We start from the raw sequence: 26,447 nt of genomic DNA, 5'->3' as shown, positions 1-26,447 counted from the left end.
TGGCATGATCGCGGCGCGGCCGGTGATGCCTGCGCCGCTGCCTGCGGCTACCATGGAAGGCCTGCCAGGAGACGAGCGACCATGAACCAGGACAAGACCCCACCGGCACCGCAACGCTGCGGCTGGTGCGGAACCCTAGAGGACTACTGCCACTACCACGACCACGAATGGGGCTTCCCCGTGGACGACGACCGCCGGCTGTTCGAGAAGCTGTGCCTGGAAGGCTTCCAGGCCGGCCTGAGCTGGCTGACCATCCTGCGCAAGCGCGAGGCCTTCCGCCGCGCCTTCGCCAATTTCGACATCGACAAGATGGCCCGCTTCGGCGAGCGCGACATCCAGCGCTTGCTGGGCGACGCCGGCATCGTGCGCCACCGCGGCAAGATCGAGGCGGCCATCAACAATGCCCAGCGTGCGCGCGAGCTGCTGGAAAGCGAATCCTCGCTGGCTGCATATTTCTGGCGTTTCGAGCCGGACCCGGCCAGCCGCCCGGACCGGCTCACTCCGGAGGTGCTGCGTGCCATGACCACCTCGCCCGAGGCCACCGCCCTGTCCAAGGACCTGAAGCGGCGCGGCTGGCGCTTCGTCGGGCCCACCACCATGTACGCGCTGATGCAAGCGATGGGGCTGGTCAACGATCACCAGGAGGGCTGTGCCGCCGGCGAGGCGGTTCGGCGGGCGCGCAAGGCCTTCAAGGTGCCGAAGTAAACCGGGGTAAACGTCCGGCAGCAGTACATCGCGTAAACCGGCGGCGATGCGCGGGCCAGAACGAAGCCAGGACGCTGAACGTATACGCCGCCGCGCTCCCCGCGCGAGCGGGCCGCAGTAAGACAGATCCTGCCTGCGCCGGCGTATACGGCAACGATTTCTCGTCTGGTTTCAATATTGTTTACGTATACAAAAATAGTAGTAGTAGGTAAACGGCACCCATTGCCGTGGATAAGCCACTTTTTTTGTTTCAATTCAATGACTTGAGTGATCGATAAGTGCTAGGAGCAAAGGCGGGTAAACGCTGATAAGTCTTGCGGATACGGAAGGGCGGCAGGTATACGTGGGGAGTTCTCCGTATACGCCCCACAAGGCGCCCCCAGGCAGGGCACAACTTGTCCAGCGGCTTATCCCCAGCCTGGCGGGGCATCTATCCACAGCCTGCCTGGATGCGGGGTGGCGGTGCGGCGGGCGGGGTATACGGCGGTTGGGGGCATCGCGATGCAGCAGAATGCAGCGAGTGCTGCGCGACGAAGAGGCGCGACAAAGAAAAAAGCCCGCCGATGTTGCCATCGGCGGGCTTCTGGTGCTGGCGGAGTGGACGGGGCTCGAACCCGCGACCCCCGGCGTGACAGGCCGGTATTCTAACCAACTGAACTACCACTCCCTGGCGCGGTGGCTCTCGCCACCGCCGCCACGCGCAAACCGCCTGTTGGCGGCCCGCGCGGATTTGGCGTCCCCTAGGGGATTCGAACCCCTGTACTCACCGTGAAAGGGTGATGTCCTAGGCCTCTAGACGAAGGGGACAGGAACCAGGTCATCGACGCGTTTCGCGCTGTGTTGCGTTTTGCGTCGCGAGGGGCGCGATTGTAACGCGACCTTTTGCGATTGTGAAGCCCCCATGCTCAGGTTTTTGCAGAGACCATGGAAATGCGCCGTACGAGCGGATGCAAACCGGGCCGGGCGCCGCTCAATTCCCTGCCGGCATGCTGTGCGGAAAGCGTCGTGCGCCGGCCTCCAGCGGCAAGCGCAGGGCATTGGTCAGGTAGCTGACGGTGCGATAGGAACCGGCCAGCATCAGCAACGCCAGCATGGCCTCCTCGCTGTAGCGGGTACGCAGGCGCGCCCACAGCGCGTCGTCCACATCGCAGTCGCGATGCAGCGCGTCACACAAGCGGATCAGGGTCGGCTTCCTCGGGCAGCCAGCGGGCATCGCCGGGGCCGCCGCGCGCCGCGCAACGGCTCGACCACGATGGCTCGGTCTATGTGCTGACGGCGCGCTGCGTCGAACTGCTGGAGCTGATGCTGCCGCTCAATGCCTGGGCGCAGCGTTGGGCGAGCGATATCGAGGCGGGAGAGGATCGGCCATGAGGCGGTCACGGGTCTTGCCGGGCCTTCGCCGTCGCGGCGGTGGGAGAGCGTGCGTGGGGATGGTCGCGCGCGCGGCCATCCGCGCTGCGCAGCGGGCGCATGCCGCCCGAATGCCGCCGGGCCTGCCGGCAGAAACGACAACGCCCCGGAACACAGCGTGTTCCGGGGCGTTGAAGGAAATCCTGGTGGACCGAAGGAGGATCGAACTCCCGACCTCTGCATTGCGAACGCAGCGCTCTCCCAGCTGAGCTATCGGCCCGTAGCGGAGGATTGTAGCGCAAGTTTCCGACAGCATTCAAGCCGGCCGCCGCCGGCATGCGACGGCACGCGCTCAGGCCGCCATGCCGGGGTTGCCGTCCATGCCGAGCACGCGCGGCACGTTGAGCGGGCGGGCATCGACCTCGCGCTGGCCGCGCAGCCAGTCGGCCATCACGTCCCAGACCGGGCGGCCGCCGGCCTGGCGCGCTTCCTCGGCCACCGGTGCCCAGCCCGCCACCTTGTAGGTCTTGCCGGCCTCGAGCGGCCGGCCATCGAGGCGCATGTCGCGGATGCGCTTGCCCATCGGCGCATTGGGCTCGATGGCGTACTGCAGGCCGCCCACGCGCACCATGTCGCCGCCTTGCTGGTAGTAGGGGTCGGGGTTGAACAGGTTGTCGGCGACGTCTTCCAGGATGGTCTTGATGGTCTCCCCGCTCATCGGTGTCACCGTGGTGTAGGGGTAGGTGATGGCGGTCTGGTCCATCAGGTGTTCCATCGTGATGGCCTCGCCGGGCAGCAGGCTGGTGCCCCAGCGGAAGCCCGGCGAGAAGGCGATCTGGGCATCCTGCATCTGCATCAGGCCGTCCAGGATCAGCTGGTCGAAGGTGCCGTTGAAATTGCCGCGCCGGTACAGCAGGCCGCGGTTGATCGCCAGCACTTCGCCCAGCTTCGCTTCGTAGGGCGCGCGCAGCTTGCCGATCAGGGCTTCCATGGCGGGATCGGCCGGCAGCGCATCGGAGAAGACCGGCAGCAGGCGGTAGCGGAAATCCCGTACGCGCTTGCCCTGCACGTCGAAGTCGAGCACGCCCAGGAACTTGCCGTTGGAGCCGGCATTGGTGACCAGGGTGACGCCGCCCGGGTTCTTGACCTGCACCGGCGCCGGCACGCCGTCGTGCGTATGGCCGCCGAGGATGGCGTCGAGGCCGCGTACGCGCGAGGCCAGCTTCAGGTCGACGTCCATGCCGTTGTGCGACAGCAGCACCACGGCGGCGGCGCCCTTGGCGCGCGCTTCGTCGATGACCTGCTGCAGGTTCTCTTCCTGGATGCCGAAGGTCCAGTCGGGCACCAGGTAGCGCGGGTTGGCGATCGGCGTATAGGGGAAGGCCTGGCCGATGATGGCGACCGGCACGCCGTTGATCTCGCGCATCACGTAGGCATCGAAGACCGGGTCGCCGAAGTCGTTGGTCTTGATGTTCTGCGCGAGGAACGACACCTTGCCCTTGAAGTCGCCTTCGACGATCTCCTTGACGCGCTCGGCGCCGAGCGTCATTTCCCAGTGCGGCGTCATCACGTCGACGCCCAGCGCCAGCGCCGCCTCGACCATGTCCTGCCCGCGCGTCCACAGGGCCGTGGCCGAGCCCTGCCAGGTATCGCCGCCGTCGAGCAGCAGCGCGCCGGGACGCCCGGCCTTGAGTTGCTTGACCAGCGTGGCCAGGTGGGCGAAGCCGCCGACCTTGCCGTAGCGCCGCGCGGCTTGCGCGAAGTCGAGACAGGTGAAGGCGTAGGCCTGCGCGCTGCCGGGCGCGATGCCGTAGTGGCGCAGCATGGCCGCGCCGACCAGGTGCGGCGGCTTGCCGGCGTAGTCGCCGATACCGAGATTGACGTCCGGCTCGCGGAAATGGACCGGGCGCAGCTGGGCGTGGCAGTCGGTGAAGTGCAGCAGGTGGACGTTGCCGAAGCGCGGCAGCGCGTAGAGATCGCGCAGTTGCTGCGCGGCCTCGGCCTCGCGCGCGGGAAAGGTCATGCCGGCGGCGCCGGCCACGGCCAGCACCTGCAGGAACTCGCGTCGGTTCATCGTCTCTTCCTGTACCAGGGCCGCCGCGTCCGGACCAAGCCGGGCGCGGCAGCGCATGTCGTGCCGCTGCGCAGTGCGCACGCGGTCCTGTCGTGTCGTTGTGTTGTCGTGTTGCCGTCTTCTTGTGCCGCCGGGCCGGCCCGCCGTGCCCAGCGCGCGGCAGGCCACCGGAAGGGGAGCGGCCTCAGGGCCGCGCGTACCTGGCCAGCGCCGCCACGTCGTCGTCCAGCATTTCGCCCACCTCCTTCTGCACCACGCGCCCGTGCGCATCGAGCACGTAGAGCTCGGGCAGGCCCTTGCGCGGCCCGACGACGGCGCGCAGCGCCGGCGTCTCGAGTGCCGCGGGGAAGGTGTAGCCGTGCTTCTTCAGGTAGGCGGCCGCTTCGGCCGGCGTCTTGTCGATGCTGATCGCCAGTACCTGCAGCGGCGTGCCGCGGGTCGCGTCGTAGAGCTTCTGCAGGCGGGGATTCTGCAGCGCGCAGAACGGGCACCAGGAGGCCCACACCTCGATCACCACGGGCTTGCCGGCCCACTGCGAGGCGGGCACGGTGCGGCCGTCCAGCAACTGCAGCGCCGGCAGGCGCACGGTGTCGCCGACCTCGAGCGCCAGTGCCACGCCGGCCTGCAGCAGCGCCAGCGCCGCGGCGCCGCCGGCGAGCGCGCGGCGCAAACCCGCCGCGCGCGCCGACGGCGGGCGCTTGGCGACGGGGGTGGGCATGGCCGTCATCGCCTTATTGGTTGACCGGCGAGGCCGGGTCCAGCAGCAACGCCATCACGTCGCGGATCTGCTGCTCGGTCAGGATGCCCTGGTGGCCGAAGCGCGGCATGTTGGAGCAGGCGGCGTAGGCGCTGGAATCCCAGATCTTGCCCCAGGTGTACTTGAGCACCGCCTCCGAATTGCCGCGCAGCTTGCCATACTGGTACAGCGAGGGCCCGATGTTGCCGAAGGAGATCTCGGCCCTGGTCAGCTGGTGGCAGGCGTAGCAGTTGCCGCCATTGGTGCCGCCGACCGGGTCGCTGAACTGCATGCCGCGGCCGTTCTGCGCGACCTTTTCGCCTTCCTTCCAGTCACCCAGCCAGGTCTTGTCGGCCGGGTACTTGACCTGCTTCAGCTCGGCGGCCTCGATTTTCCTGGCCACCTTTTCCGGCACCTTGCTGCGGTCCGGATACTGGCTGCAGGCCTGCTGCATGGTGTCCTGCTCCAGCACGCCGGCCACCGTGGCCGGTCCCTTGGAGCTGAACGACTGTTCGATCAGGTGCCGCATGTCGGCGTCGCTGACGGCGGGCGCGCGTGCGGCCTTGCCGCTGTCCTGCGCGTGCGCGGCCGTGCCCAGGCAGGCGGCGGCCACGATGGCGGCGGCGAATGCCGCGCGGTGGGTCTGATATGGCTTCATCTCGCGTCTCCCCTGCCTCAGCGTTTCATCGACGGGCCGTCGTAGGCGCCGCCGTTGGCATTGCGCGCCAGGAACAGCGACAGCGCGGTGATCACGTCAGAGCCGTAGGCGGGCTCGGGGAAGCGCTGCTGGCGCAGGCAGTCGTAGAGACGGTGCTGCATGGTGCGTACCTCGCCCTGCGATACCCGGTAGGCCGGCCACGTGGTGTAGGCGGCCTGGGCGCCCTTCTGCGTCAGCAGGTTGGGCAGGTCCTGCAGCCGGATGCGCTGGCCGTCGACGGCATGGCAGGTGGCACAGGCGAAGTCATAGGCGCCGCCGCGGTAGAAGAACATCTTCTGCCCGAGTGCGTAGACCCGCTTCTCTTCCGGGTGCTTGAGCTGCACGTTCATCGGCAGGCCGCGCGATTCGGAGGTGATATAGGCCACCAGCCGCTCGATGTCGGACGACTTGCCCGGCGCCGAGAAGGGATTGCGCATGGCCTCGTCGCGTGTCAGGCCCTGCAGCGTCACGCGGCAGTAGGCCAGGCGCTGCTCCAGGTCCATCACCTTGCCGGTGTCGGGGAAGAAGCGCGGCAGCTCCGCATAGGCACCCTTGACCACACCCGGCCCCTTGCCCAGGTCGCACTGTTCCAGCGAGACGTTCCTGGGGCCGGCGGGCTTCTTCCACAGTTCCTCGCCGGCGGCCTCCCACAGTTCGGCGGGGTTGCCCTCGGCCAGCATCTGGCGGTACTTGGCGATTTCCGCGGCGGTGTTGTCCTGCGCACGCGCGGCGCCGGTCGCCAGCACGGCCGCCGCCGCGGCGGCGAGCGCTGCCGCCGGCAGCAGCGAGGCTCGGATGTGTTTCATGGGGCTTCTCCTCGCGGTCGCGCCGGCTGGCACGCCGCTGCGTTCTTGTCCGTTCTTCCCTGCCGCCAGGCTCGATGGCTCAGGGCTTGATATAAGCGTAGCCTTCGTCGAACTGCAGGCGCGCCACTTCCACCACGCCGGCCGGCACCACCTTGGCCTCCATCAGCAGGCTCGTTTCCGAGATCCTGCGCGCCGCCAGCGTGTTGTGGCAGACGCGGAACTCGACGCCGTCCGAGGCCAGCGCGCTCACCGGCGCCTCGAAGGTATTGCCGCGCGCGTCGCGCGCGCCTTCGACGAGGAAGTCCACCCCGTAGCCGAAGGCCACCACCACGATCTTGGTGCCGGGCGCGCCGTTCAGGTGGTTGCGCAGGTTGGCCATGGCGCGCACCGCCTGGTCGATGCCTTCCGACAACTGGTAGACCACCTTGACCCGCCCGCCCTTGCGTCCTTCCGGGCCGGCCTGGGCCGAGGCCTTGGCCGCCAGGCCGATGGCGGCCAGGGCCGCCGTTGCTCGCATGAATGCTCGCCGCATGCTGTTCCTTTCACACCGACTCCCCCGCGCGACGGCGCGGGACCGGATGGCCGGCAGGAACTGAACCTTAGCAGACGGCGCCGAATCCCGCCGGCATGCCGCCGGGCCCGGCCGGATCAGGAAATGGTGGCCGAGTCGGTACGGCTGTCGTTGTGGTTGTCGACCCAGGTCACGGTGACCTTGTCGCCCTTGTTGCCGCCCTTGAACTTGAAGTTCAGGAACGGGTCCTTCGACACCGCCGGCCCGAACTGGGCGCGGAACACTTCCTTGCCATTGCACTGCGCCACCACGGTCTGGATATGCCAGGCCGGGATGGTCTTGCCGGACGCGTCCTTGCGCTGGCCGGTCTCCATGTCGTGCTTCATCAGGATCTTGACGTCGACGACGCCACCGTTCTCGGTGGCGCGTACGCGCATCGGGTCTGCCATGCTGCTCTCCTGTTACGGCTGAATCCAGGCGGCTCCGCCTGCCTGGGATGACGGTCGCGGGCGCCGGCGTCAGCCGCCGCAGCCGCCCAGCGTCACCTTGATTTCCTTGGACGCCACATACCACTTGCCGCCCGCCTTGACTGCCGCGACCACCACCGAGGTCTGGCCCATCTTCACGCGCGTGGAGACGAAGGGCTCGGTGCCGGCGGGGATGGCGAAGTCGGCCGCCAGCGTGTTCGGGTTCTTTTCCACCAGGATGGCGATCTGCTCGGTGCCGGGGATATTGCTGGTCACCGCCACCGGCACCACGGCGCCGTTCTCGGCGATGTCGGGCGCGGTGAACACGATGGCCGTGCTCTTCTCGGTGCCGCTGCCGCCCAGGGCCTTGATCACGTCGGCGACGCTCTTGCCGTCGAAGGCGACCTTGTTCCACTCGGCGGCCTGCGCTTCGCTGATCAGGCCGGTGGCCGCCATCAGCGACAGCACCGCCGTCATGCGCAGCATGTCTCGTCGTTTCACATTCATTGAGGTTTTCTCCTGCGTCTCCGCTCCCGCCCGTTCCGGGCTCCGCCGCCGCCCGGGATGGCTGCGCGGCCTGTTCATGCTCGATTGATTGTCGTGCCGCGTTATCCCATGGACTTGTGGCGCGGACTTGCCACGTAGGCTTGTTACGCGGTCTCGTCGCATCGTCTGGTCGCGCGGGAACCGGCATGGCGCCGGATCCCGCGCCGGCGGCGCCCCGCACGGGCCGCCGCCGGACTTGCCTTACTTGGCCGGGGCGCCCGCCAGCACCCACTCCACCACGGTCTTCACGTCGGCATCGCTGACGCCGGCGTTGGCCGGCATCGGGATCGGGCCCCAGACGCCGGAGCCGCCGCCCTTGACCTTCTTGATCAGCGCGGCCTCGGCATTCTTGTCGCCCTTGTACTTGGCGGCAACATCCTTGAAGGCGGGGCCGACCAGCTTCTTGTCGACCTGGTGGCAGCCCATGCAGGCGTTCTTATTGGCGATCTCCTGCGCCTTGGCGGCATCGACGGCGTGCGCCGACGCGGCGGCTGCCAGCATCAGCGTGGCGATGACAAACTGCTTCATTCTCTTGTGCTCCGAGATTTTCTAATGGCCGTGGGAACGGCGGGTGGGGCCGCGCGGATCCTGCCTTGCCCCTTGCGGCGCGGCAGCACCGGCCGCCGCGGGGGCGCAATGGCGGCCAGTGCGCTATTTTGCCTGAAGAATCCACCCCACCAGCGCCTGCAGGTCGGCTTCGGGCACCTGCGCCTGCGGCGGCATGGGCAGGCTGCCCCAGGCGCCCTGTCCTCCATCCCTCACCTTGCGCGCCAGCGTGGCCGCCGCGTCCTGGCCGTGGTAGCGGCGCGCGATGTCGGCGAACGACGGTCCGACCAGCTTGTGTCCGGCGGCGTGGCAGGCCACGCACTGGTAGCGGCTCGCCAGGGCATCGACTGGTGAAGCCGGCGCGGCAGGCGCGGTGCCATCGACAGCACCGGCCATCGCCGCGCTGGCGCCGGCCGGTGCCGTATGCAGGCCGCGCGTCGGGCCGAACCCGCGCTGCTGGCGCGCCAGGTCTCCGTGGGCATCGCGCGCGTAGTCGGGCAGCGACGACAGCAGCGTCACCGAGGCCTGGCAGTCGCGCATGCAGGCCGTGTTGTGCGTGTCCGGGCGCCCGCGTCCCGGCCACATGCCGTGGGCCGCGGTCATGCCGTTGCGATTCGGCATGCGTTGCTGCGCCTCGGCGATGCTGGTGTCGCTCAGCACGAAGTCGGCCGGCACGATGTCGCCCAGGTTGAGCAGGTAGGCGGTCACCGCGTAGACCTCGTCGGTCGACAGGCTCTTCGGCGCGTTCCACGGCATGGCACGGCGGATGTAGTCCCACAGTGTGCTGACGGTGCTGACCTTCATCAGCGTGGTGCGGTAGGGCTGGTTGCCGGTCAGCGCTGCCACGCGGCCGCGGCGGATATCGTCCGCACTGGTGCCGCCTACCAGCGGCGAGAAGACGTCGTTGGATTCGCCGAATTCGCCGTGGCAGGCAGCGCACTTGCCGTCCCATACCTGCTGGCCCTGCGCCACGCTGCCCTGCCCGCGCGGCAGGCCCTGGAAATCGCCGCGCACGTCGATATCCCAGGCGCGCACCTCGGCGGGGGTGGCGGCGCGGCCCAGCGCTGTGCGGGCCCCCGCCGTTGCATCCGTGGCTGCCGCCGCGAGCGCCGGCCCGGTTGCGGTCATGGCAACGAGCGAGACGAGCGCGATGCGCACGAGAAGCATCCCCGGCACGGCCAGGGCCGGCGCATGCCGTGCGCCGCGCTCAATCCACCTGGACATTGGACACCTCGCCGCCGGGCGCCACCTGCCAGCTCTGGATGGCGTTGTTGTGGTAGATCGAACGCTTGCCGCGCACCGCGCGCAGTTGCGCCATCTTCGGCTGCACATAGCCGGTCTCGTCGATGGCGCGGCTCTGCAGGATGGCGGGCCCGCCGTCCCAGACCCAGTCCAGGTTGAAGCGTGTCAGGCATTTCGACAGCACGGGCGTCTCCAGCCGCGCCGTGCGCCAGTTGCGGCCGCCATCGGTGGAGACGTCCACGCGGCGGATGCGCCCGCGCCCCGACCAGGCCAGTCCGCTGACGTTGTAGAAGCCCCGCCCGACCAGCACCTGGCCACCCGATGGCGTGGTGATCACCGACTTGCATTCCTGGATCGAGGTGTACTGGCGCTGCATGCCGTCGGGCATCATGTCGACGTAGTGCACCGTCTCGTCCTTGGTATTCCAGGGCTGGTCGCCCAGCTTGAGCCGGCGCAGCCACTTGACCCAGGACACGCCCTGCACGCCCGGCACCACCAGGCGCAGCGGATAGCCGTTCTCGGGGCGCAGCATCTCGCCGTTCATGCCCCAGGCCACCAGGATCTCGTCGGCCAGTTCCATCGGGATGGTGCGCGTCATCGACGAGCCGTCGCCACCCTCGGCCAGCAGGTAGCGCCCGCGGCGCAGGTCCGCGCCTGCGTCCTCGAGCAGCACCTTGAGCGGCACGCCGGTGAACTCGCAGCAGGACAGCATGCCGTGCGTGTACTGCACCGTGGGCACGGCCACATTGCCCCATTCCATGCCGGTATTGGCGCCGCACTCGATGAAGTGGATGCGCGATACCGCGGGCATGCGCATCAGGTCGTCCATGGTGTAGACGCGCGCTTCGCGCACCAGCCCGTTGACCATCAGGCGGTGGCGCGCCGGATCGATGTCCTGCCAGCCCTGGTGGTGCCGCTCGAAGTGCAGACTGTTGGGGGTGATGATGCCGAACAGGCCCTGCAGCGGTGCGAAGGCGACCGAGGCGGCCGCGACGCGGGTCAGCCCGGGAGATTCGCGCCGGACCAGGTTCTGCTCGTACTGCGAAGGCTGGCCATAGGGACGCGCCGCGACCGGCTGGCCGAGCGAGGTGGCCCAGGGTTGCGGGGTCAGGATGGCGGGGTCGCCCTCGCCGGGGGTGGCGGCCGCCTCGGTGTTCCCGGCGGCGTGCGCGCCGCGCGCCAGCCCCGCCGCGGCGACCGCCGCGGCGGTGGCGCCGGCGAAGCTGCGGCGCAGGAAGGCACGCCGCGCGTCGTCGAGCCCGTGGCGCGTGATCTGCTGCTGCAGGGATGCGGGAATGAAGCCTTCCGGCGCGCGCAACACGCGCCCGGGCCTGGCATGGTCCGGCACGGCGGTCTCCTCCGGCACGCTCTGGCGGCGTGCCTTGTCATGCGTGATCGGTGCCGGCCTGCCCGGGGCCGCTCAGCGCCGCGCGGCGCGCTTGCGCGCAGGCGCGGAAGGCGCAGGCTGGCCGGGCATGAAGCGGTCCACCACGGTCGGCGTCAGGGCCTCGTCTTCGAGCTGGCTCGCCACCTGCACGCACACCGAGCGGCACAGCGCCACCACGCTCTCGTCGGCGATCGCGTAGTAGACCAGGTTGGCCTCCTTGCGGCGCGCCAGCACGCCGGCGCGATACATCGCGTTCAGGTGGCGCGACACATTGGTCTGCGACGAACCCACCGTCTCGACCACGGTGCCGACCGGTTTTTCGCCGTCGCACAGCGCGTGCAGGATCTTCAGCCGGGTCGGCTCCGCCAGCAGGCTGAAGTAGCCCGATACCTTCTCGAACACGCGGTCCAGTTCTTCCATGGCGTCCAATATATGCCTATATGCGTGTATGCGCATATATCGTTAACCCCCTGCTGCGCGGCAGCAGGGGCGGCGGCATGCCGGGCGGCTAATCCATTGCGTCAGAGAAGGCGCGCCCCTGGCGGCGATGCCTTTCGAATGACGCCGTGGACTAACCCAGCATCTCGCTCCAGATGCTGCGCGCCCAGGCCTGCGCGTAGATGCCCTCCTGCACATTCGGCGCGGCCGACAGGCCGCCGGCGCCGGGCACGGTCAGCATGGTCCGTTGCGCTGCGTCGTAGCGGTGCACGCTGGCCACGTGCACGGCTTCGGTCGCACTGGTGAAGCTGTAGCAGGTGTTGTTGTAGAGCGGCTCCGGATCCGGAGCCTGTCCCGACAGCAGGGCGACGATGGCGGCCGCCGCGGTCTTGCCGTGCTGGTTGGCCATGTGGCCGGATTTCGGCATCAGCGGTGCGATCTGGATGGCGTCGCCGAGCACGTGGATGCCCGCTGCGGCGCGCGACTCGAAGGTGAGGAAGTCCACCTCGCACCAGCGCCCGTTGGCGGTGGCCAGCCCCGCCGCGACCGCGATGGCGCCGGCACGCTGCGGCGGCAGCAGGTTGAGCACGTCGGCGCGCTCGTCTTCCTGTACCTCGAACTTGAGCGTGCGCGTGGCGGCATCGACCTCGACCGCCGCGTATTGCGGCCGGTATTCGACCATGCCGGCGTACTGTGTGGCCCACACACGCTTGAACAGCTCGCCCTTGGAGGTCACGTCGGGATTGGCGTCGAGGATCAGCACCTTGCTGCGCGGCTTGTGCTGCTTCAGGTAGTGCGCGACCAGGCAGGCGCGCTCGTAGGGGCCGGGCGGGCAGCGGTAGGGCGCCAGCGGGATGGCGATGACGAAGGTGCCGCCATCGCGCATGGCCTCGAGCTGCGCGCGCAGCGCCGCCGTCTGTGGTCCGGCCTTCCAGGCATGCAGGATGTGCTCGCCGCCGGGGCCGGCCAGGCCGGGCAGTTCGGCCGAGAGAAAGTCGACACCGGGCGACAGCACCAGCCGGTCATAGGGCAGCAGCGCGCCGCCGGCCAGGCGGACCTGGCGCCGCTGCGCGTCGATGGCCACCGCGCGGTCGCGTGCCAGGCGCACGCCGTGGCGCGCGGCCAGCGCATCGTAGGGCACGGTGATGTCGGCCATGGTGCGGGCCCCGCCGATCACCAGGTTGGAGAGCGGGCAGGAAACGAAGCTGGTGTCGGGCTCGACCAGGGTCACGTCGATGGCACCCCCGCTCCAGGCGCGCAGGTAGCGCGCCGCGGTGGCGCCGCCGTAGCCGCCGCCCACCACCACCACCTTGGCGTGCGCGGCCGATCGTGCGCGCGCGGCCGACATGCCGGCGGCGAGGGCCGCGGCGGCGGCAAGGAATCGGCGTCTGCGCATCTCAGTCTCCTTGCGGCCGTGCCGCGGCGAACCAGGCGGCGATGGCCGCGATCTGCGCTTCGCTGTAGCCCTTGGCGATCTGCGGCATCACGGTGCCGTCGCGCCGGCCCGCCTTGAAGTCCGCCATCAGCGACGCGATCCGCGCGGCCGGACGCCCGGCCAGCGGCGGGATCGGGCTGCCCGCGGGCGGCTGTCCGCCGAAGCCGTGGCAACTGGCGCAGGCCGCGGCCCAGGCGCGCGCCTGCAGCGGCCGGTCGTCATCGGCGGCCGCGCGGCCGGGCATGGCAAGCGCTGCGATGGCCGCGCACACTGCCAGCAACGCCGGCATGGCCGGCAGGTGGGTCTTGCGCATGGTGTCGCTCCGGGGGCGGATGGGTGATGCGGTCGCGCGTGCCGCCGCGCGTGGCGTGGCAATCCTGGCACATCGCCCCGCGTGCGTGGCGGGGTGTCCGTGCCGCCGCCGGCATGCGCGCCGGCGGTGGCAGGAAACGTCAGGGCAGGTTGCGGCCCGGCGGCAGCGGCACCGGCGAGGTGACCGGGCTGGTGACGGGGCTGGTCACGGCGCCGCCGGGGGCGGCGCTGGCCGGCGAGCCCGTTGCCGCCGGGGCGGGGCCCGCTGCGGGGGCGTTGTCGAGGCCGTTGCGCACGCCGTCGTCGGGCTGCTGGCCCGGCGTCGTCTGGTTCTGCGCGTTGGCCGCCTTGTCGAGTCGGTCGCGTTCGGCCTCGCTGATGTAGTCGAAGGTCTTGACCACCTTGCTGACACCGCCCGCATTGCGCGCCACGTCGGTGGCGCGGTCGCCTTCGGCATTGGTGACGATGCCGAGCAGGTAGACCACGCCCTTTTCCGTCACCACCTTGATGGAGTTGGACGGCACCCCCTCGGCGGTCATCAGCTGGGTCTTGACCTTGCTGGTGATGAAGGCGTCCTCGCTGCGCGTCATGAAGGACGGGGAGGAGACCACCTCGATCTCGTTGATCACTTCGCGCGCATTGGGCAGGCTGCGCACGTACTGGTCGACCTGCTGCTTGACGTCGTTGTTCTGGGCCTCGCCGGTCAACAGCACCTTGCGGTTGAAGACCGTCACGTTGACGCGGGCGCGGTCGCCGAAGCGCGAGTTGATCGTGCTTTCGGACTCGATCTGCAGGCCGCGGTCGACGGTCTGCACGGCGGTGGGCCGCCGGTCGGTGGCGACCAGCACGCCGCCGGCCATGGCGCCGGCCAGGACGGGGAAGCAGCCGGTCAGCTGGGTGGCCGCCGCGGCGAGCGCCGCCACGGTGGCCAGGGTGCGGGCCAGGCGCGGCAGGCCCGCGGGCACGGCGTGGCGCGCTGCCTGCCGGCTGGCCAGGGAGTCTTGCTGGGGATGCGGGTTCGTCGTCATGCGGTCCTTGCTGTGGCTGTGATGCGGATCGGGGGCGGGTGCGGCACGCTCAGCCTTCGCCGAGCAGGGCCTCGTCGATGCCTTCGCAGAGGCAGTGCAGGGTGAGCAGGTGCACTTCCTGGATGCGCGCGGTGCGTTCGCTCGGCACGCACAGGTGCACGTCGAATTCGTCGAGCAATGCGGCGATCTCGCCTCCGCCCTTGCCGGTCAGCGCGATCACCGACATGTCGCGCTGGCGCGCAGCCTGGATGGCGCGGATCACGTTGAGCGAATTGCCGGAGGTGGAGATCGCCAGCAGGATGTCGCCCGGCTGGCCGAGCGCCTCGACCTGCTTGGCGAACACCACGCTGAAATCGTAGTCGTTGCCGATCGCGGTGAGGATGGAGCTGTCGGTGGTCAGGGCCAGCGCGGCCAGGCCGGGCCGTTCGCGCTCGAAGCGGCCGACCAGCTCGGCGGCGAAATGCTGGGCGTCGGCAGCCGAGCCGCCGTTGCCGCAGGCGAGGATCTTGTTGCCGCTGGTCAGCGCGCCGACCACGCGCTCGATCGCGGCCTCGATGTGCGGCGCCATCTCGGCCGCGGCGCGGCGCTTGGTCTCCGCGCTGTCCAGGAACTGCTGGTGAATGCTGTCAATGCTCATGGGGTCCGGCCGGCCTGCTTCGCCTGCTCTGCTTGCTGTCCTGTGCTGTCCTGCGCTGTCCTATCCTATGGTCCGCGCTGCCTGCGCCACCCGGGGCCACCTGCGTGGCCCGCGGCAAGGCGCATTATGACGCAGCGGCCGGCCGCCGGCGGCCTCAGTCGCCGCTCTCCAGGGCTTCCTGCCCGAAGGCACCCTGCAGCCACTCCAGCCTCGCGCCATCGATGGCCACCACGTCGAAGCGGCAGCCCGGCACGGCGGGCCATGCCGCCAGGAAATGGCTGGCGGCGAGCAGCACGCGGCGCTGCTTGGCTGGCGTCACGCTGGCCGCCGCGCCGCCGAAGGCGCGGCTGCTGCGCTGGCGCACCTCCACGAATACCAGCCCGCCATCCGCCTCCTGCATCACCAGGTCGATCTCGCCGCCATTGCAGCGATAATTGCGGGCGGCGAGCACGAGACCGTGCCGCTGCAGGTGCGCCAGCGCCCGGGCCTCGGCCTGGGCGCCGCGCGTCCTTGCGATGGTATTGGATGAGCGATGCAAAGGAAGTTCCCAAGATGAGTGACTGGATCTCGCTGGCGGCCGGCCAGTCCTACCCTGCCGGCACGCTGTACGTGGTGGCGACGCCGATCGGCAACGTGGCGGACCTGTCGCTGCGGGCGCTGCACGTGCTGGGCCTGGTCGATGCCATTGCCTGCGAAGACACCCGCAACACCGGGCAGCTGCTCGCCCGCCTGGGCCTGCAACGCCCGCTGGTGGCGGTGCACGAGCACAACGAGCGCGAGGCGGCCGGGCGCATCGTCGCGCGGCTCGCGGCGGGCGAGCGCATCGCCTACGTGTCCGATGCCGGCACGCCGGGCATTTCCGACCCCGGCGCGCGCCTGGTCGAGGCGGCGCGCGCGGGTGGCCACGCCGTGGTGCCGCTGCCGGGCCCGAGCGCCGCGGTGGCGGCGCTGTCGGTGGCCGGCGGCCTGCTGGATACCGGTGCGGGCCGCTTCACCTTCGTCGGCTTCCTGCCGTCCAAGGCGCGCGCGCGGGCCGAGGCCATCGCCGGACTGGCCGGGCTCGACCATGCCTGGGTCCTCTACGAGGCACCCCACCGCATCGCCGAGACGCTGGCGGCGCTGGCCGAGGGCCTGCCCGGCACGCGCCGCCTGCTGATCGGGCGCGAGCTGACCAAGCTGTTCGAGGAAACGCCGGTGCTGAGCGTGGCCGAGGCGCCGGGCTGGCTGGCGGCCGATGCGGCGCGCGCCAAGGGCGAGTTCGTGCTGGTGGTCGAAGGGGCGGCCGCGGTGGCGGCGGACGGCGCGCCGGATGCGCAGGCGCAGCGGGTGCTCGATCTGCTGCTGGCCGAGCTGCCGGCCAAGCGCGCGGCCAAGCTGGCGGCCGCCATCACCGGTGCGCAGACCGATGCGCTGTACCGGCTGGCGCTGGCGCGGCGTGGCGATGACGGCGCGGCATAGCGGGTGACATAGGGCGCGGCCGCCGTACCGGTGCCGGCGGCGTCGCGGCGCACGCGCGTACGGCAACGGCGTGGGGATGTGCCCGGCCGGGGCCGGAAGGGATGCAGCGCTGGAAGTTATCCACAGGCCGGCAAGCTCCCGCCTGCTGCGCTCAGCGGGCCTTGTGCCTGGGCGCGGCCTTGCGCGTCTTGCTGGTCTTGCGTGCGGCGCGCGAGTGCTTGGTCCTGGTGGTGGTGTCGGCATCGGCATCGTCGGCATCGCCGCCGGCCTCGTCCGCCACGCTGTTGTCCACGCCGGCCTGCGGGCCCAGCGCTGCCACTTCGGTGCGCGACAGGCGGCGGATCTCCACCTGGGTGGCGCCGTGGTCGACGAAGCCGAGGCGCTTGGCCGCCGCGTAGGAGACGTCGAGGATGCGGTTGCCATGATAGGGGCCGCGGTCGTTGATGCGCAGCACGGCTACTTTGTCATTGCGCAGGTTGCGCACCAGCACCCAGCTGTCGAGCGGTAGCGAGGGGTGGGCGGCGGTCATGGCGCGCATGTCGAAACGCTCGCCGGTGGCGGTGCGGCGGCCGTGCAGGCCGCGCCCGTACCAGGAGGCAGAGCCGCGCTCCTCGAAAGTGCCGAGGTCCGCGCGCAGGCCGTCGAGCGAGCCCTGGCGGCCGAGGCCGGCGTCCCCGCCATTGCCGCCGTTGGCAGCGCTGTCGTCGTTGCCCCAGGAGAACAGGTTCCAGCCGCTGCCGCGCTCGTCGCTGGCGCCGGCCTGGGCATGCGCGGAGAGGCCGGACCTGGCCGTCGCGGGACGGTTGGCAGCCGGCGTGCGCTTCGCCGCCAGCGGCTGCGGCGAATCGGCATCGCCCGGGCCGGCGGTAGGCGGCAGCGCGCAGGCGCTCAGCGCGAGCGCGCAGACGCCGTGCGCGCCGAAGCGGGCAAGGCGTCGCAGGTCGGAGGGGAAGCGGAGCAGCGTGCGCATCGGGCGGAGTCTAGCATCATGCGAATGCCGCTACTGCACCGATTTTGTTACGAAATGTCCGGATCGCCAGGGCAATTCCGCGCAATCCACCAGCTGGCGCGGGATTGCGGGGAATCACCCCCCTTTGTCTTGACATGCATCATACGGCACCCGGACGGCCCGCATCCGGCGCGAAACGGGGCCGGAGGCTACAATGCGGCCACAGTTTCCGCGCGTCCGGCGCGGCGCCGACACCCCAGACGTCCACCATGAAAGTCCTGCTGATCCCGGTTACGCCCTTCCAGCAAAACTGCTCGCTGCTGATCGACGAGAGCAGCGGCCGTGCCGCGGTCTGCGACCCGGGCGGCGATCTCGACCGCATCCTGGCCGCGGTCAAGGAACAGGGTGTGACGCTCGAGAAAATCTTTCTGACGCATGGCCACGTCGACCACTGCGCCGGCGCGGCCGCGCTGTCGCGCGAACTGGGGATTCCCATCGAGGGGCCGCAGCGCGACGAGCGTTTCTGGATCGAGCAATTGCCGGAGCAGACGCGGCGTTTCGGCTTCGGCCATGCCGAGGTGTTCGAGCCGGAGCGCTGGCTGGAGAACGGCGACACGGTCCAGTTCGGCAATGAGACGCTCGAGGTCTATCACTGCCCGGGACATACCCCGGGCCACGTGGTGTTCTTCTCGCGGCCGCACCGGCTGGCGATCGTCGGTGACGTGCTGTTCGCCGGCTCGATCGGCCGCACCGACTTCCCGCGCGGCAACCACGCCGACCTGATCCGCGCGATCCGCACGCGCCTGTGGCCGCTGGGCGACGACGTGACCTTCGTGCCCGGGCACGGCCCGGTCTCGACCTTCGGCGAGGAGCGCAAGCACAACCCCTACGTCGCCGACCACCTGATCGACGCCGCCTGAGCCCGGCGGCCAGGCGCATACCCCATGGCCAAGCACCAGGCTCCCGATACGCGGCCCGAGATCTACGTCAGCACCGACATCGAGGCCGACGGCCCGATCCCCGGGCCGCACTCCATGCTCTCCTTCGCCTCGGCGGCCATGCTGGCCGACAAGACCGTGGTGGGGACTTTCTCGGCCAACCTGCACACGCTGCCGGGCGCCAGCGGCCATCCGGTGCAGATGCGCTGGTGGGAGACGCAGCCGGAAGCCTGGGCGGCCTGCCGGCGCGACCTGCAGGCGCCCGAGGAAGCGCTGCCGCGCTACGTCGAATGGGTCGAGAGCCTGCCCGGCAAGCCGGTCTTCGTGGCCTTCCCGGCCGGCTTCGACTTCACCTGGATGTTCTGGTACATGATGCGCTTCGCCGGCCGCTCGCCGTTCGGCTGGGCCGCGCTCGACATCAAGACGCTCGGCTTCGCGCTGACGGGGCTGCCCTACCGCCGTACCGTCAAGCCGGCCCTGCCCGCCGAGTGGAAGGATCCGTTGCCGCATACCCACGTGGCGCTTGATGATGCGCTGGAACAGGGCGCTCTCTTCTGCAATATGCTGGCCGCGCTGCGCACACGGCAGGCCGCCGCGGCGGCCGATGGCGCGGGCGCTGCCGGTGCCACTCCGCTGGCGGCCGATAGCGGCCCGGCGTGAGCCGCCGCCGGGTGGGCCAGCGCTCGCTCCGCCCTTGTGCGCCCTGGGCGAGCGCGCGGATGGCCGCCTATAGTGATAGGGAGAGGCGACGGGCCGGGCGCGGCAGGGTGCCACTGCCGGCCGTTGCGTGCCGCGGCTACGCCTGCGGGCGACCCGGGCGGAGGAGGTGTCCATCATGCGTTTCCACCCCGATCTGCACTGGCGGCAGCTTGCCGAACGGCTGCACCGGGGGCGTCCGAGCCACCCCGCGCCGCACCTGATGCATTCACTGGACGACGATGCGGAAGCCGCCAAGGCCACGCTCTATGTCGCCACCATCGCCCTGCTGGTATTGCTGTTCGTGTTCGCTGGCATCGCTTTCGGTCAGGAGGCCATGCACTGGCTGGGTGTCGGCTAGACGACCCGCCTGAAGCAGACTGTCTGTCTGACCGGGCCGGCCCCCATGAGAATGGGGGCCGGCCTCTTTCTGGGGCAGTGGAAGGGGCAGTGGAAGTGGACCGCAGGGGGGCGGTGGGCGGCGCATGGCGTGCGCCGCCGGGGTTCAGTCCAGCAGTGCCGCGACGTTCTCGGGCGGGCGGCCGATCGCGGCACGGCCCTTGCGTACCACCAGCGGGCGTTGCAACAGGATCGGGTGGTCGGCGACCGCGGCCAGCACCTCGGCATCGGTCAGCCCCGCATCGGCGAGGTCGAGTTCCTGGTAGATGGCCTCGTTGTCGCGCACCATCTGCCGGACCGGCACTCCCAGCATGGCGTGGAGTTGCTTGAGCGTGGCCAGGCTGGGCGGGGTCTTCAGGTATTCGACCACTTCCACCGGCTCGCCGAGGCGGGTGGCCGCGGCCTCGACCAGGGCTAGGGTCTCACGCGACTTGGAGCAGCGCGGGTTGTGGTAGATGGTGATCATGGCCAGGTTCTCCGGATGCGAATACCGGCACTATAACCAAGAGCGGCGTCCCGGGCACCAGGGTGGTGCACCTCGGGGCGGCCGCTTCCAGGCGGCAGCTCAGGGGCCGCGCTCAGCCGCGCTCAGGCATCGCGGCGGGAGGCCGGCGCCAGTGCGGACAGTGCCTCCACGGTGGCGCGCAGCCCGGCCTGCAGCGGCTTGTCACGGCGCAGCACCACGGCCAGCGTGCGTCCCAGCGGGGGGGCCAGCCCGCGCACGGCGATGGCCGCGCCGCGCCGGCCGGGCGGCAGCGCCATCGAGGGCAGTACCGAATAGCCCAGGCCGGCACCCACCAGCTCCTTGATCGCCTCCACGCTGTCCAGCTCCATGACCGGATGGGCCGCCACGCCACCGCGTGCCAGCCAGGCGTCCACCAGGCTGCGCGTATTGCCGCTCGGCGAGAACAGCACCAGCGGGCGGCCGGCCAGGTCGGCGGGCGAGACCTCGGGCGGCAGCGGCTCGCCGTCGGCCGGGCCGATCGCGACAAAGGGATCGTCGACCACCGGGATGACTTCCAGCATGCGCCCGGAAGCCGGCAGCGTGACCAGGGCCAGGTCCAGGCTGTTGTCCTCGACCGCGCGCACCGCCTCGGCCGCATGGCAGGTGCGCACCACGATCTCCAGTCCCGGCAGGCGCCGCCGCAGTTCGCGCAGGACTGCCGGCAGCAGGTAGATGCAGGCCGTGGCGCCGGACCCCAGCCGCACCTGGCCGATCACCTCGGTGCCGTGGCGGGCCATGCCGGCTTCGGTGGCGGCCAGGGCCGCGGCCACGCTCCGTGCGTGGCGCAGCAGTTCTTCGCCCGCGGCGGTGGGACGTGCGCGCCGGCCGACCCGCTCCAGCAGTCGCAGGCCGTAGCGCTGCTCGAGCTGGCGCACCTGCTGGCTCACCGCGGGCTGGCTCAGGCCGAGACGGTCGGCCGCGGCCGAAAAGCTGCCAAGTTCGCAGACCAGCGCGAAGCTGCGCAGGTGATCGGGATGCAGCAGAGGACGCATACCAAAGTTCTGCTAATGCAGTGGATAAGCCGCCAAAGCTTCCCTTATAGCATGGCGCTGCGCTAAGGTTGGACCATGGCCCCGCCTTCCTGCCCGCCAGGTGCGCCAGGGCCGTGCCGGCCACGCGCCGGCTCCATCCTGCCGTCGTCACCACCCGATCATGAACGCCCCGCTGCCCGTCCACGCGCCGGCCTCCGCCGCGCCCAGCACCGCTCCTAGCATCCGCACCGCCGAAGCCGGCGATGTCCCGGCCATCCTGGCCATCTACGCCCACCACGTGCAATTCGGGCGCGCCTCCTTCGAGGAACAGGTGCCGACCCTGGCGGAGATGGAGCGCCGTTTCGCCGACGTGGGCCGCCAGGGCCTGCCCTACCTGGTGGCGCAGCGCGACGGCGTGGTGCTGGGCTACGCCTACGCTTCCGCCTATCGCACACGCAGCGGCTATCGCTTCACCATCGAGGACTCCATCTATATCGACCACCGCCATGCCGGCGCGGGGCTCGGACGGGCGCTGCTGCAGGAACTGCTGGTGCGCTGCGAGCGCGGCCCCTGGCGCCAGATGGTGGCGGTGGTGGCCAGTACCGCCAGCGGCGAAGGCGCCGGCTCGATCGCGCTGCACGAGAAGATGGGCTTCCGCGTGATCGGCCGGCTGGAGGCCGTGGGCTTCAAGCATGGGCAGTGGATCGACACCCTGCTCATGCAGCGCCCGCTCGGTGCCGGCAACGTCGGCTTGCCGGGCGCGGGCTGAAGGCGGCCCCGACTCAATCCCGGCCGGCGGCACCCGCCGCCAGCCGCGCGGCGACTGCTGCGCTCCAGTCGTCGAGCCTGGCGCGGGCGGCCTCGATGGCGGCCGGCTCGCGCCGCAGGTTCTCCAGCCGCAGCACCTCCACCTGCGTCAAGCCCATGCAGCCGAACACGGCGCGCAGGTAGGGCGAGAGGAAATCGACCTGGCTTCCCGGCGCGGCCTCGAAGGCCCCGCCGGCGGCGGCCACCACCAGGACCGGCCGGTCGGCCAGCAGGCCGACCTTGCCTGCCGGCGTGCTGAGGAAGGTGCGGCCAGGCCGCACCACGTGGTCGATCCAGGCCTTCAGCGCCGACGGCACCGTGAAGTTATGCACAGGCGTGCTCAACAGCACCAGGTCGGCCGCTTCGAGCTGCCCGATCCATTGCTCGGAGGCGGCCAGCGCGGCCTCCGCCGCAGGGCTGCGCGCATGCGCCGGCGTCAGGCTGGCCTCGACCATGCGCGCGTCGGGATGCGGTGGCGGCATGGCGCCGAGGTCGCAGTCGAGCACGCGCAGCGGCCCCAGCGCCTGCTGCAGGCGCGCCAGCACGTGATGCCCGGCGGCGCGGCTGTGCGAGGCTCCGCCGCGGCTGCTGGCCGCGACGTGCAGCAAGGTGCGGGACGCTTCCCGCGAAGCAGCCCGCGCGCTCATGCCAGCGCCGTGTAAAAGCGCAGCGCCGAGGCCAGCAGGCCGTTGCGGTAGTAGAAGCGATGGCCCAGCACATTGGTGAGCGGCGTATCCAGCACGAGCTTGGCGCAGCCGAGCGCAGCGGCCTCCTGCTTGAGGCGGGCCATCATGCGCTCGCCGTACCCGCCGCTGCGCAGCGCCCCGTCGGTGACCAGGTCGTCCACATAGAAATGCACGCCATGCACCAGGTTGTCCTGCAGCCGGAAGCCCGCCAGCGCCACCGGCCGGCCATCCTGCCACAGGGCCAGCAGCCGGTAGCCGGCCGCGCGCTGGCGCTGCCAGCGCGACACCAGCTCGTCGGCCGATTCGAGGTGCGGGCGCAGTTGCTGCATCAGGGCGAAGCAGGCACGCACGCCGGCCTCGTCGTCGACATAGCGGATCCCGTCCGCTTCCGGCAGGTCGCGTACCGGTTGCGCGGCGGCGTTCATGCGGCGCTCCCGCGCACCGCCGGCGGCGGCGCGAAGCGGAAGCCCGCGGCGATGCGGTTCCAGGCGTTGATATTGGCCACCGCCGCGCTCAGGTGGGCGAGCTCGGCCGGCGCGAAGGCGGCGCTGGCCTGGGCGTAGACAGCGTCGTCCACCTCGTGCACGGCCACGCGCGTGAGTGCCTCGGCCCAGGCCAGCGCCGCCTGCTCGCGTTCGCTGTAGAGGCCGGCGTCGCGCCAGGCGGCGAGCAGGTCGAGCTTGCGCGGATCGAGGTCCAGCCCGAGCTGGCGCACGATATTGAGGTGGTACTGCAGGCAGAAGGCGCAGCCGTTGATCTGCGACACGCGCAGCTTGACCAGCTCGGTCAGGGCCTTGTCCAGGCCGGAGTCGTCGACCGCCTTGCCGAGGGCAGCGAGTGCGGCATGGACGGCGGGGGCGGCCTGGGCGAACTCCTGGTAGGCAAGGCGGACAGAATGTTGCGGCATGGACGTTCTCCTGTTGGCGAGCAAGGGAAGGGGCATCCGGCAGTCACACCGGAATGCGTTGCACCGGAATAATATCAGAGCACGAATACTATATTCGTACTCTGATACTTTAGGCAAGTCACGGGGTGTTCGATGCGGGCCGGGAAAGCCATGGCGGCGGGAATCACACCCAGATCATTCTTGGTATGGATGCTGAAGGATAGTGGCTTCCTTGTGTATTCGATGCGACGAATAGTCAGGATAGTGCCGTGCGTATTGCGGCACGAATCGCCAGCGCAAAGCAGGACGCCCGCTGGCGCGGGCGTCTCGATGGCCGCCGCTGCTGCGGCGGCCTTGGCAACGCGGGGGCCGGCGCCCCCGCGGGCTCAGCCCAGCAGGTCCGACAGCGCCAGCGCGACCACCTTGGTGGCGCGGTTCAGGTCGTTGAGGCGCAGGTTCTCGTCCGAGTTGTGGCCGCGCGCTTCCATCAGCGTGCGCGGGCCGGCGCCGTACAGCACGGTGGGGATGCCGCGTGCGGTGTAGTGGCGGGCATCGGTGTAGAGCGGCACGCCCTGCACCGGGATCTCCACGCCGAACACGGCTTCCGCGCGGCTCTTGAGCGCGCCGATCAGCTTTTCCACGCCGGGCAGCTCGGACAGCGGTTCGGCCAGGATGATGCGCTCCACCTTGACCTCGATGCCCGGGCGGTCCTTGGCGGCCTGCTCGACCACCGCGCGGATCTCGCCTTCCGCGTCGAAGCCGAGCTCTTCGGGGATCATGCGGCGGTCGATGCGGAAGGTCACCAGGTCCGGCACCACGTTGGTGTTGATGCCGCCCTTGATCAGGCCCACGTTGAGCGTGGCGGTGTCGATGCCCGGCACCTTGGACTTGCGCTTGGCCAGTTCGGCGCGCAGGCCGTAGATGGCCTGCAGGATATGGGTGGCGGCCTCGATGGCGTCGACGCCGGTGTGCGGCATGGCGGCGTGGCCCTGCTTGCCCTTGACCGTCACTTCGACGTGCAGGCAGCCGTTGTGGGCCGAGGTGATGCCGTAGGAAAAGCCGGCCGAGATGGCGTAGTCGGGCTTGGTCAGGCCTTCGTCGAGCAGGAACTTGGGACCGATGTCGCCGCCGGTCTCCTCGTCATAGGTGAACTGCAGCTCGACCGTGCCGTTGAGCGGGACGCCCTGTTTCTCGGCCTCCATCAGCGCCAGCACCGCATAGGTGTAGGTGGCGAAATCGGACTTGGACACCGCCACGCCACGGCCGTACATCACCGGGCCGTGCTCGCTGTCGGCGATCTCGCCGCCGTAAGGGTCCTTGGTCCAGCCCAGGCCCGGCGGCACCACGTCGCCGTGGGCATTCATCGCGATGGTGGGGCCGCCCTGGCCGAAGGTCTTGCGCACGACCAGGTTGGTGGCGCTGATCATGCCGGCCGCCTTGACCTTGTCGTCCGGCACCTTGTGCGCCTCGACCCGGAAGCCCAGGCCTTCGAGCAGTGCCTTGGCACGCTTGCCGTGGGCGTCGCAGTCGCCCGGCGGGTTGTCCGAGGGCACCTTGACCAGTTCGGCCAGGAAGGCCTCCTGCTGCGGGCGGTGCTGGTCGATGAACTGGCTCAGGGTGGCGTCTTTGGCACTCATATTGTCTCGGGCGGTCATGATTTGGCTCGTTCTGTTCTGGGGATGGTAGGACACTTCGCGGCAAGGCGGCCGGGTGCGTTTGGTGCGGCTCAGTGCGGCCGCGCGAAATGCTCGACGAAGTCCGAGAAGACGCGGGCGGCCAGTTCGGCATCGTCGGCGCTCATGGTCTCGGTGGGATGGTGGCTGATGCCGCCGTTGCCGCAGCGCACGAACAGCATGGCGACATCGGCGATGGCGGCGATGGCCATGGCATCGTGGCCGGCACCCGACGGCAGGTGGCGCACCGGCAGGCCCTGGCGGGCGATGGCGTCGGCCCACTGCTGCTGCAGCCACGGGGCGCAGGGCACGCTGGCGGCCTCGTGGGTCTTGCGCACCTGCGCGCGCACCTGGCGCCGCGCGCAGACGCGCTCGATCTCGGCCAGCACATCGGCCACGGCGGCCTGGCGCACGGCATCGTCGCCGGCGCGGATGTCGATGGAGAACTGGGCGCGTCCCGGCACCACGTTGGTGGCGCCGTTGGGCACGTTGAACTGGCCGACCGTGCCGACCAGGCCCGGCGTGCCGCCGCAGCGGCGCTCGATGTAGAGGCCGATCTCGGCGGCCGCCATGGCGGCGTCGCGGCGCATGTCCATCGGCACCGTGCCGGCGTGGCCGGCCAGCCCTTCCAGGTCCACCAGGAAGCGGCTGGCGCCGGAGATGGCGGTGACCACGCCCAGCGGCAGCCCTTCGTTGAGCAGCACCGGGCCCTGTTCGATATGCACCTCGATGAAGCCCAGCACCTGGGCGCGCGGGTGCGCGGCGGCCGGCAGCCGGTCGGGCTCGAAGCCGGCGGCGCGCATCACGTCGCGCATGCTGCGGCCTTCGTCGTCCAGGTTGTCGAGCACCTTGCTGTCGAAGGTGCCGGCGATGGCGCGGCTGCCCAGCAGCGTGGCCTTGAAGCGCACGCCCTCTTCCTCGGCGAAGCCGACCACTTCGACAGCGAAGGGAAAGCGCTTGCCCTGGCGGTGCCAGGCGCCCACGCAGGCGATCGGCAGCAGCACGCCGAGGTTGCCGTCATAGCGGCCGGCGTCGCGCACGGTGTCGAAGTGCGAGCCGGTCAGCAGCGCGGGGGCGCCGGGCTCCAGTCCTTCGTAGCGGCCGATCACGTTGCCCGCGGCATCGCGGCGCACCTGCATGCCGGCTTCCTCCATCCAGCGCGCGAGCTGGGCCGCGGCGCCGTGGTGGGCTTCGGTCAGGTAGGTGCGGGTGAGCATGCCGGGCTGCTCGGTATGCGCGGCCAGGGTGTCGGCCCAGGCCATGATGCGCGTGCCGGTCTCGCCGGCCGGCGAAGGGGATGCTGCCATGCGTGTCTCCTGCTGGAAGTGCGTGAAAGCGACGGCGTGCCGGACGCAAGCACCGTGCCGGGCCCGGCCTTGCCGCCCGGCAATGCACCGCGCGGCGCGCCGGATGGTGGCACCGCGGCGGTCGCGCGCGGGCCCTGGCTCTCTATTCTGTGCGATCCATGGTAGCACAGTGAATTCAAAAATTGCATACAAAAATGATATGCACTATATTGGCCTCCACGCGTCGACAATCCGCCGCGGACAATCCGGTCCGGC

Annotated in this window: 31 protein-coding genes and 3 tRNA genes; 6 read left to right on the top strand and 28 right to left on the bottom strand. The window is 70.3% G+C overall.

The genetic code is table 11. From position 1 onward, the window contains the following. Positions 1 to 81: 81 nt before the first annotated feature. Positions 82 to 705 carry a DNA-3-methyladenine glycosylase I gene (locus BKK79_RS12000; RefSeq protein ID WP_071010231.1) on the top strand — a complete coding sequence of 208 codons (624 nt, stop codon included), beginning with the start codon at positions 82 to 84 and terminating at the stop codon, positions 703 to 705. A 590-nt stretch (positions 706 to 1,295) separates the two neighbouring features. Here BKK79_RS12000 and BKK79_RS11995 read toward each other — a convergent pair. From BKK79_RS11995 to BKK79_RS11900, 20 genes are all read right to left on the bottom strand, one after another. Next, a tRNA-Asp gene (locus tag BKK79_RS11995) sits at positions 1,296 to 1,372 on the bottom strand. A 64-nt stretch (positions 1,373 to 1,436) separates the two neighbouring features. Beyond that, positions 1,437 to 1,512, bottom strand: a tRNA-Glu gene (locus BKK79_RS11990). Between the two features lie 163 nt (positions 1,513 to 1,675). Then, positions 1,676 to 1,918: a hypothetical protein gene (locus BKK79_RS11985; protein WP_071037778.1), complete on the bottom strand. Its 243-nt coding sequence runs from the start codon at positions 1,916 to 1,918 to the stop codon at positions 1,676 to 1,678. A gap of 341 nt (positions 1,919 to 2,259) precedes the next feature. After that, positions 2,260 to 2,335 (bottom strand) — tRNA-Ala (locus BKK79_RS11980). A gap of 72 nt (positions 2,336 to 2,407) precedes the next feature. Continuing rightward, positions 2,408 to 4,129 (bottom strand): thiosulfohydrolase SoxB, encoded by a 1,722-nt coding sequence (gene soxB / locus BKK79_RS11975; RefSeq protein WP_071010236.1) that lies wholly within the window; start codon positions 4,127 to 4,129, stop codon positions 2,408 to 2,410. Between the two features lie 184 nt (positions 4,130 to 4,313). Next, positions 4,314 to 4,847, bottom strand: a complete 534-nt coding sequence (locus BKK79_RS11970) for a TlpA disulfide reductase family protein (protein WP_084084689.1) — start codon at positions 4,845 to 4,847, stop codon at positions 4,314 to 4,316. Between the two features lie 13 nt (positions 4,848 to 4,860). Beyond that, on the bottom strand, positions 4,861 to 5,523 hold the full coding sequence (gene soxX / locus BKK79_RS11965; protein ID WP_071037777.1) for a sulfur oxidation c-type cytochrome SoxX: 663 nt from the start codon (positions 5,521 to 5,523) through the stop codon (positions 4,861 to 4,863). A 17-nt stretch (positions 5,524 to 5,540) separates the two neighbouring features. Further along, a complete protein-coding gene (gene soxA / locus BKK79_RS11960; RefSeq protein WP_071037776.1) occupies positions 5,541 to 6,368 on the bottom strand; it encodes a sulfur oxidation c-type cytochrome SoxA in 828 nt (275 codons plus the stop codon). A 79-nt stretch (positions 6,369 to 6,447) separates the two neighbouring features. Further along, positions 6,448 to 6,900, bottom strand: a complete 453-nt coding sequence (locus tag BKK79_RS11955; protein ID WP_071010242.1) for a DsrE family protein — start codon at positions 6,898 to 6,900, stop codon at positions 6,448 to 6,450. 116 nt (positions 6,901 to 7,016) lie between these two features. Further along, positions 7,017 to 7,328: a thiosulfate oxidation carrier complex protein SoxZ gene (soxZ, locus tag BKK79_RS11950; protein ID WP_071010244.1), complete on the bottom strand. Its 312-nt coding sequence runs from the start codon at positions 7,326 to 7,328 to the stop codon at positions 7,017 to 7,019. 69 nt (positions 7,329 to 7,397) lie between these two features. After that, positions 7,398 to 7,853 (bottom strand): thiosulfate oxidation carrier protein SoxY, encoded by a 456-nt coding sequence (gene soxY, locus BKK79_RS11945; protein ID WP_071010245.1) that lies wholly within the window; start codon positions 7,851 to 7,853, stop codon positions 7,398 to 7,400. Between the two features lie 240 nt (positions 7,854 to 8,093). Beyond that, a complete protein-coding gene (locus tag BKK79_RS11940; protein WP_071010247.1) occupies positions 8,094 to 8,420 on the bottom strand; it encodes a c-type cytochrome in 327 nt (108 codons plus the stop codon). 123 nt (positions 8,421 to 8,543) lie between these two features. Beyond that, positions 8,544 to 9,605: a c-type cytochrome gene (locus tag BKK79_RS11935; RefSeq protein WP_084084687.1), complete on the bottom strand. Its 1,062-nt coding sequence runs from the start codon at positions 9,603 to 9,605 to the stop codon at positions 8,544 to 8,546. Between the two features lie 40 nt (positions 9,606 to 9,645). Beyond that, positions 9,646 to 11,028: a sulfite dehydrogenase gene (gene soxC, locus BKK79_RS11930; RefSeq protein ID WP_071037775.1), complete on the bottom strand. Its 1,383-nt coding sequence runs from the start codon at positions 11,026 to 11,028 to the stop codon at positions 9,646 to 9,648. A 72-nt stretch (positions 11,029 to 11,100) separates the two neighbouring features. Then, positions 11,101 to 11,523, bottom strand: a complete 423-nt coding sequence (locus BKK79_RS11925) for an ArsR/SmtB family transcription factor (RefSeq protein WP_071010251.1) — start codon at positions 11,521 to 11,523, stop codon at positions 11,101 to 11,103. Between the two features lie 115 nt (positions 11,524 to 11,638). Further along, positions 11,639 to 12,901, bottom strand: a complete 1,263-nt coding sequence (locus tag BKK79_RS11920; protein ID WP_071037774.1) for an NAD(P)/FAD-dependent oxidoreductase — start codon at positions 12,899 to 12,901, stop codon at positions 11,639 to 11,641. A gap of 1 nt (position 12,902) precedes the next feature. Beyond that, on the bottom strand, positions 12,903 to 13,253 hold the full coding sequence (locus tag BKK79_RS11915) for a c-type cytochrome (protein WP_071037773.1): 351 nt from the start codon (positions 13,251 to 13,253) through the stop codon (positions 12,903 to 12,905). 139 nt (positions 13,254 to 13,392) lie between these two features. Next, complete coding sequence (locus tag BKK79_RS11910) at positions 13,393 to 14,280, bottom strand: BON domain-containing protein (protein WP_071037772.1); 888 nt, start codon at positions 14,278 to 14,280, stop codon at positions 13,393 to 13,395. A 49-nt stretch (positions 14,281 to 14,329) separates the two neighbouring features. After that, positions 14,330 to 14,917 (bottom strand): phosphoheptose isomerase, encoded by a 588-nt coding sequence (locus BKK79_RS11905; RefSeq protein ID WP_071010259.1) that lies wholly within the window; start codon positions 14,915 to 14,917, stop codon positions 14,330 to 14,332. Between the two features lie 154 nt (positions 14,918 to 15,071). Then, positions 15,072 to 15,455: a YraN family protein gene (locus BKK79_RS11900; RefSeq protein WP_071010261.1), complete on the bottom strand. Its 384-nt coding sequence runs from the start codon at positions 15,453 to 15,455 to the stop codon at positions 15,072 to 15,074. Positions 15,456 to 15,469: 14 nt separating this feature from the next. On the opposite strand from BKK79_RS11900, the gene rsmI reads away from it, so the two are divergent. After that, positions 15,470 to 16,375, top strand: coding sequence for a 16S rRNA (cytidine(1402)-2'-O)-methyltransferase (gene rsmI / locus BKK79_RS11895; RefSeq protein WP_071010263.1), 906 nt, complete (start codon positions 15,470 to 15,472; stop codon positions 16,373 to 16,375). 151 nt (positions 16,376 to 16,526) lie between these two features. On the opposite strand, the gene BKK79_RS11890 is transcribed toward rsmI, so the two are convergent. After that, positions 16,527 to 17,345, bottom strand: a complete 819-nt coding sequence (locus tag BKK79_RS11890) for a septal ring lytic transglycosylase RlpA family protein (RefSeq protein WP_071010265.1) — start codon at positions 17,343 to 17,345, stop codon at positions 16,527 to 16,529. Positions 17,346 to 17,593: 248 nt separating this feature from the next. Between BKK79_RS11890 and BKK79_RS11885 the strand changes: the two genes are divergently transcribed. From BKK79_RS11885 to BKK79_RS11875, 3 genes are all read left to right on the top strand, one after another. Further along, positions 17,594 to 18,244: an MBL fold metallo-hydrolase gene (locus tag BKK79_RS11885; protein ID WP_071010266.1), complete on the top strand. Its 651-nt coding sequence runs from the start codon at positions 17,594 to 17,596 to the stop codon at positions 18,242 to 18,244. A gap of 24 nt (positions 18,245 to 18,268) precedes the next feature. Then, positions 18,269 to 18,922 (top strand): exonuclease, encoded by a 654-nt coding sequence (locus tag BKK79_RS11880; RefSeq protein WP_071010268.1) that lies wholly within the window; start codon positions 18,269 to 18,271, stop codon positions 18,920 to 18,922. A gap of 175 nt (positions 18,923 to 19,097) precedes the next feature. Further along, on the top strand, positions 19,098 to 19,319 hold the full coding sequence (locus tag BKK79_RS11875) for a hypothetical protein (protein WP_071010270.1): 222 nt from the start codon (positions 19,098 to 19,100) through the stop codon (positions 19,317 to 19,319). Positions 19,320 to 19,463: 144 nt separating this feature from the next. On the opposite strand, the gene arsC is transcribed toward BKK79_RS11875, so the two are convergent. After that, entirely contained in the window at positions 19,464 to 19,823 is a 360-nt protein-coding gene (arsC, locus tag BKK79_RS11870; RefSeq protein ID WP_071010276.1) for an arsenate reductase (glutaredoxin), read from the bottom strand. 122 nt (positions 19,824 to 19,945) lie between these two features. Further along, on the bottom strand, positions 19,946 to 20,854 hold the full coding sequence (locus tag BKK79_RS11865; protein ID WP_071010278.1) for a LysR family transcriptional regulator: 909 nt from the start codon (positions 20,852 to 20,854) through the stop codon (positions 19,946 to 19,948). Positions 20,855 to 21,014: 160 nt separating this feature from the next. Between BKK79_RS11865 and BKK79_RS11860 the strand changes: the two genes are divergently transcribed. Further along, a complete protein-coding gene (locus BKK79_RS11860; RefSeq protein WP_071010279.1) occupies positions 21,015 to 21,602 on the top strand; it encodes a GNAT family N-acetyltransferase in 588 nt (195 codons plus the stop codon). A 13-nt stretch (positions 21,603 to 21,615) separates the two neighbouring features. On the opposite strand, the gene BKK79_RS11855 is transcribed toward BKK79_RS11860, so the two are convergent. The 5 genes from BKK79_RS11855 to BKK79_RS11835 all read right to left on the bottom strand — a co-directional run bounded on the left by BKK79_RS11855 (position 21,616) and on the right by BKK79_RS11835 (position 26,192). Then, positions 21,616 to 22,287 (bottom strand): FMN-dependent NADH-azoreductase, encoded by a 672-nt coding sequence (locus tag BKK79_RS11855; protein ID WP_071037771.1) that lies wholly within the window; start codon positions 22,285 to 22,287, stop codon positions 21,616 to 21,618. Beyond that, positions 22,284 to 22,751, bottom strand: coding sequence for a GNAT family N-acetyltransferase (locus BKK79_RS11850; RefSeq protein ID WP_071010283.1), 468 nt, complete (start codon positions 22,749 to 22,751; stop codon positions 22,284 to 22,286). Before BKK79_RS11850 ends, BKK79_RS11855 begins: the two co-directional genes overlap by 4 nt. Then, positions 22,748 to 23,233, bottom strand: a complete 486-nt coding sequence (locus BKK79_RS11845; RefSeq protein ID WP_071010285.1) for a carboxymuconolactone decarboxylase family protein — start codon at positions 23,231 to 23,233, stop codon at positions 22,748 to 22,750. The genes BKK79_RS11850 and BKK79_RS11845 overlap by 4 nt, the downstream gene beginning before the upstream one ends. 365 nt (positions 23,234 to 23,598) lie before the next feature. Continuing rightward, positions 23,599 to 24,867 carry a M20/M25/M40 family metallo-hydrolase gene (locus BKK79_RS11840; protein ID WP_071010288.1) on the bottom strand — a complete coding sequence of 423 codons (1,269 nt, stop codon included), beginning with the start codon at positions 24,865 to 24,867 and terminating at the stop codon, positions 23,599 to 23,601. A gap of 71 nt (positions 24,868 to 24,938) precedes the next feature. Continuing rightward, a complete protein-coding gene (locus BKK79_RS11835) occupies positions 24,939 to 26,192 on the bottom strand; it encodes an allantoate amidohydrolase (RefSeq protein WP_071010290.1) in 1,254 nt (417 codons plus the stop codon). Positions 26,193 to 26,447: the final 255 nt, after the last annotated feature.

The sequence above is a fragment of the Cupriavidus sp. USMAA2-4 genome (genome assembly GCF_001854305.1).
Classification (GTDB): domain Bacteria; phylum Pseudomonadota; class Gammaproteobacteria; order Burkholderiales; family Burkholderiaceae; genus Cupriavidus; species Cupriavidus malaysiensis.
Note: the sequence above shows the minus strand (reverse complement) of the source record. Positions and strands in the feature narration are given on the sequence as shown.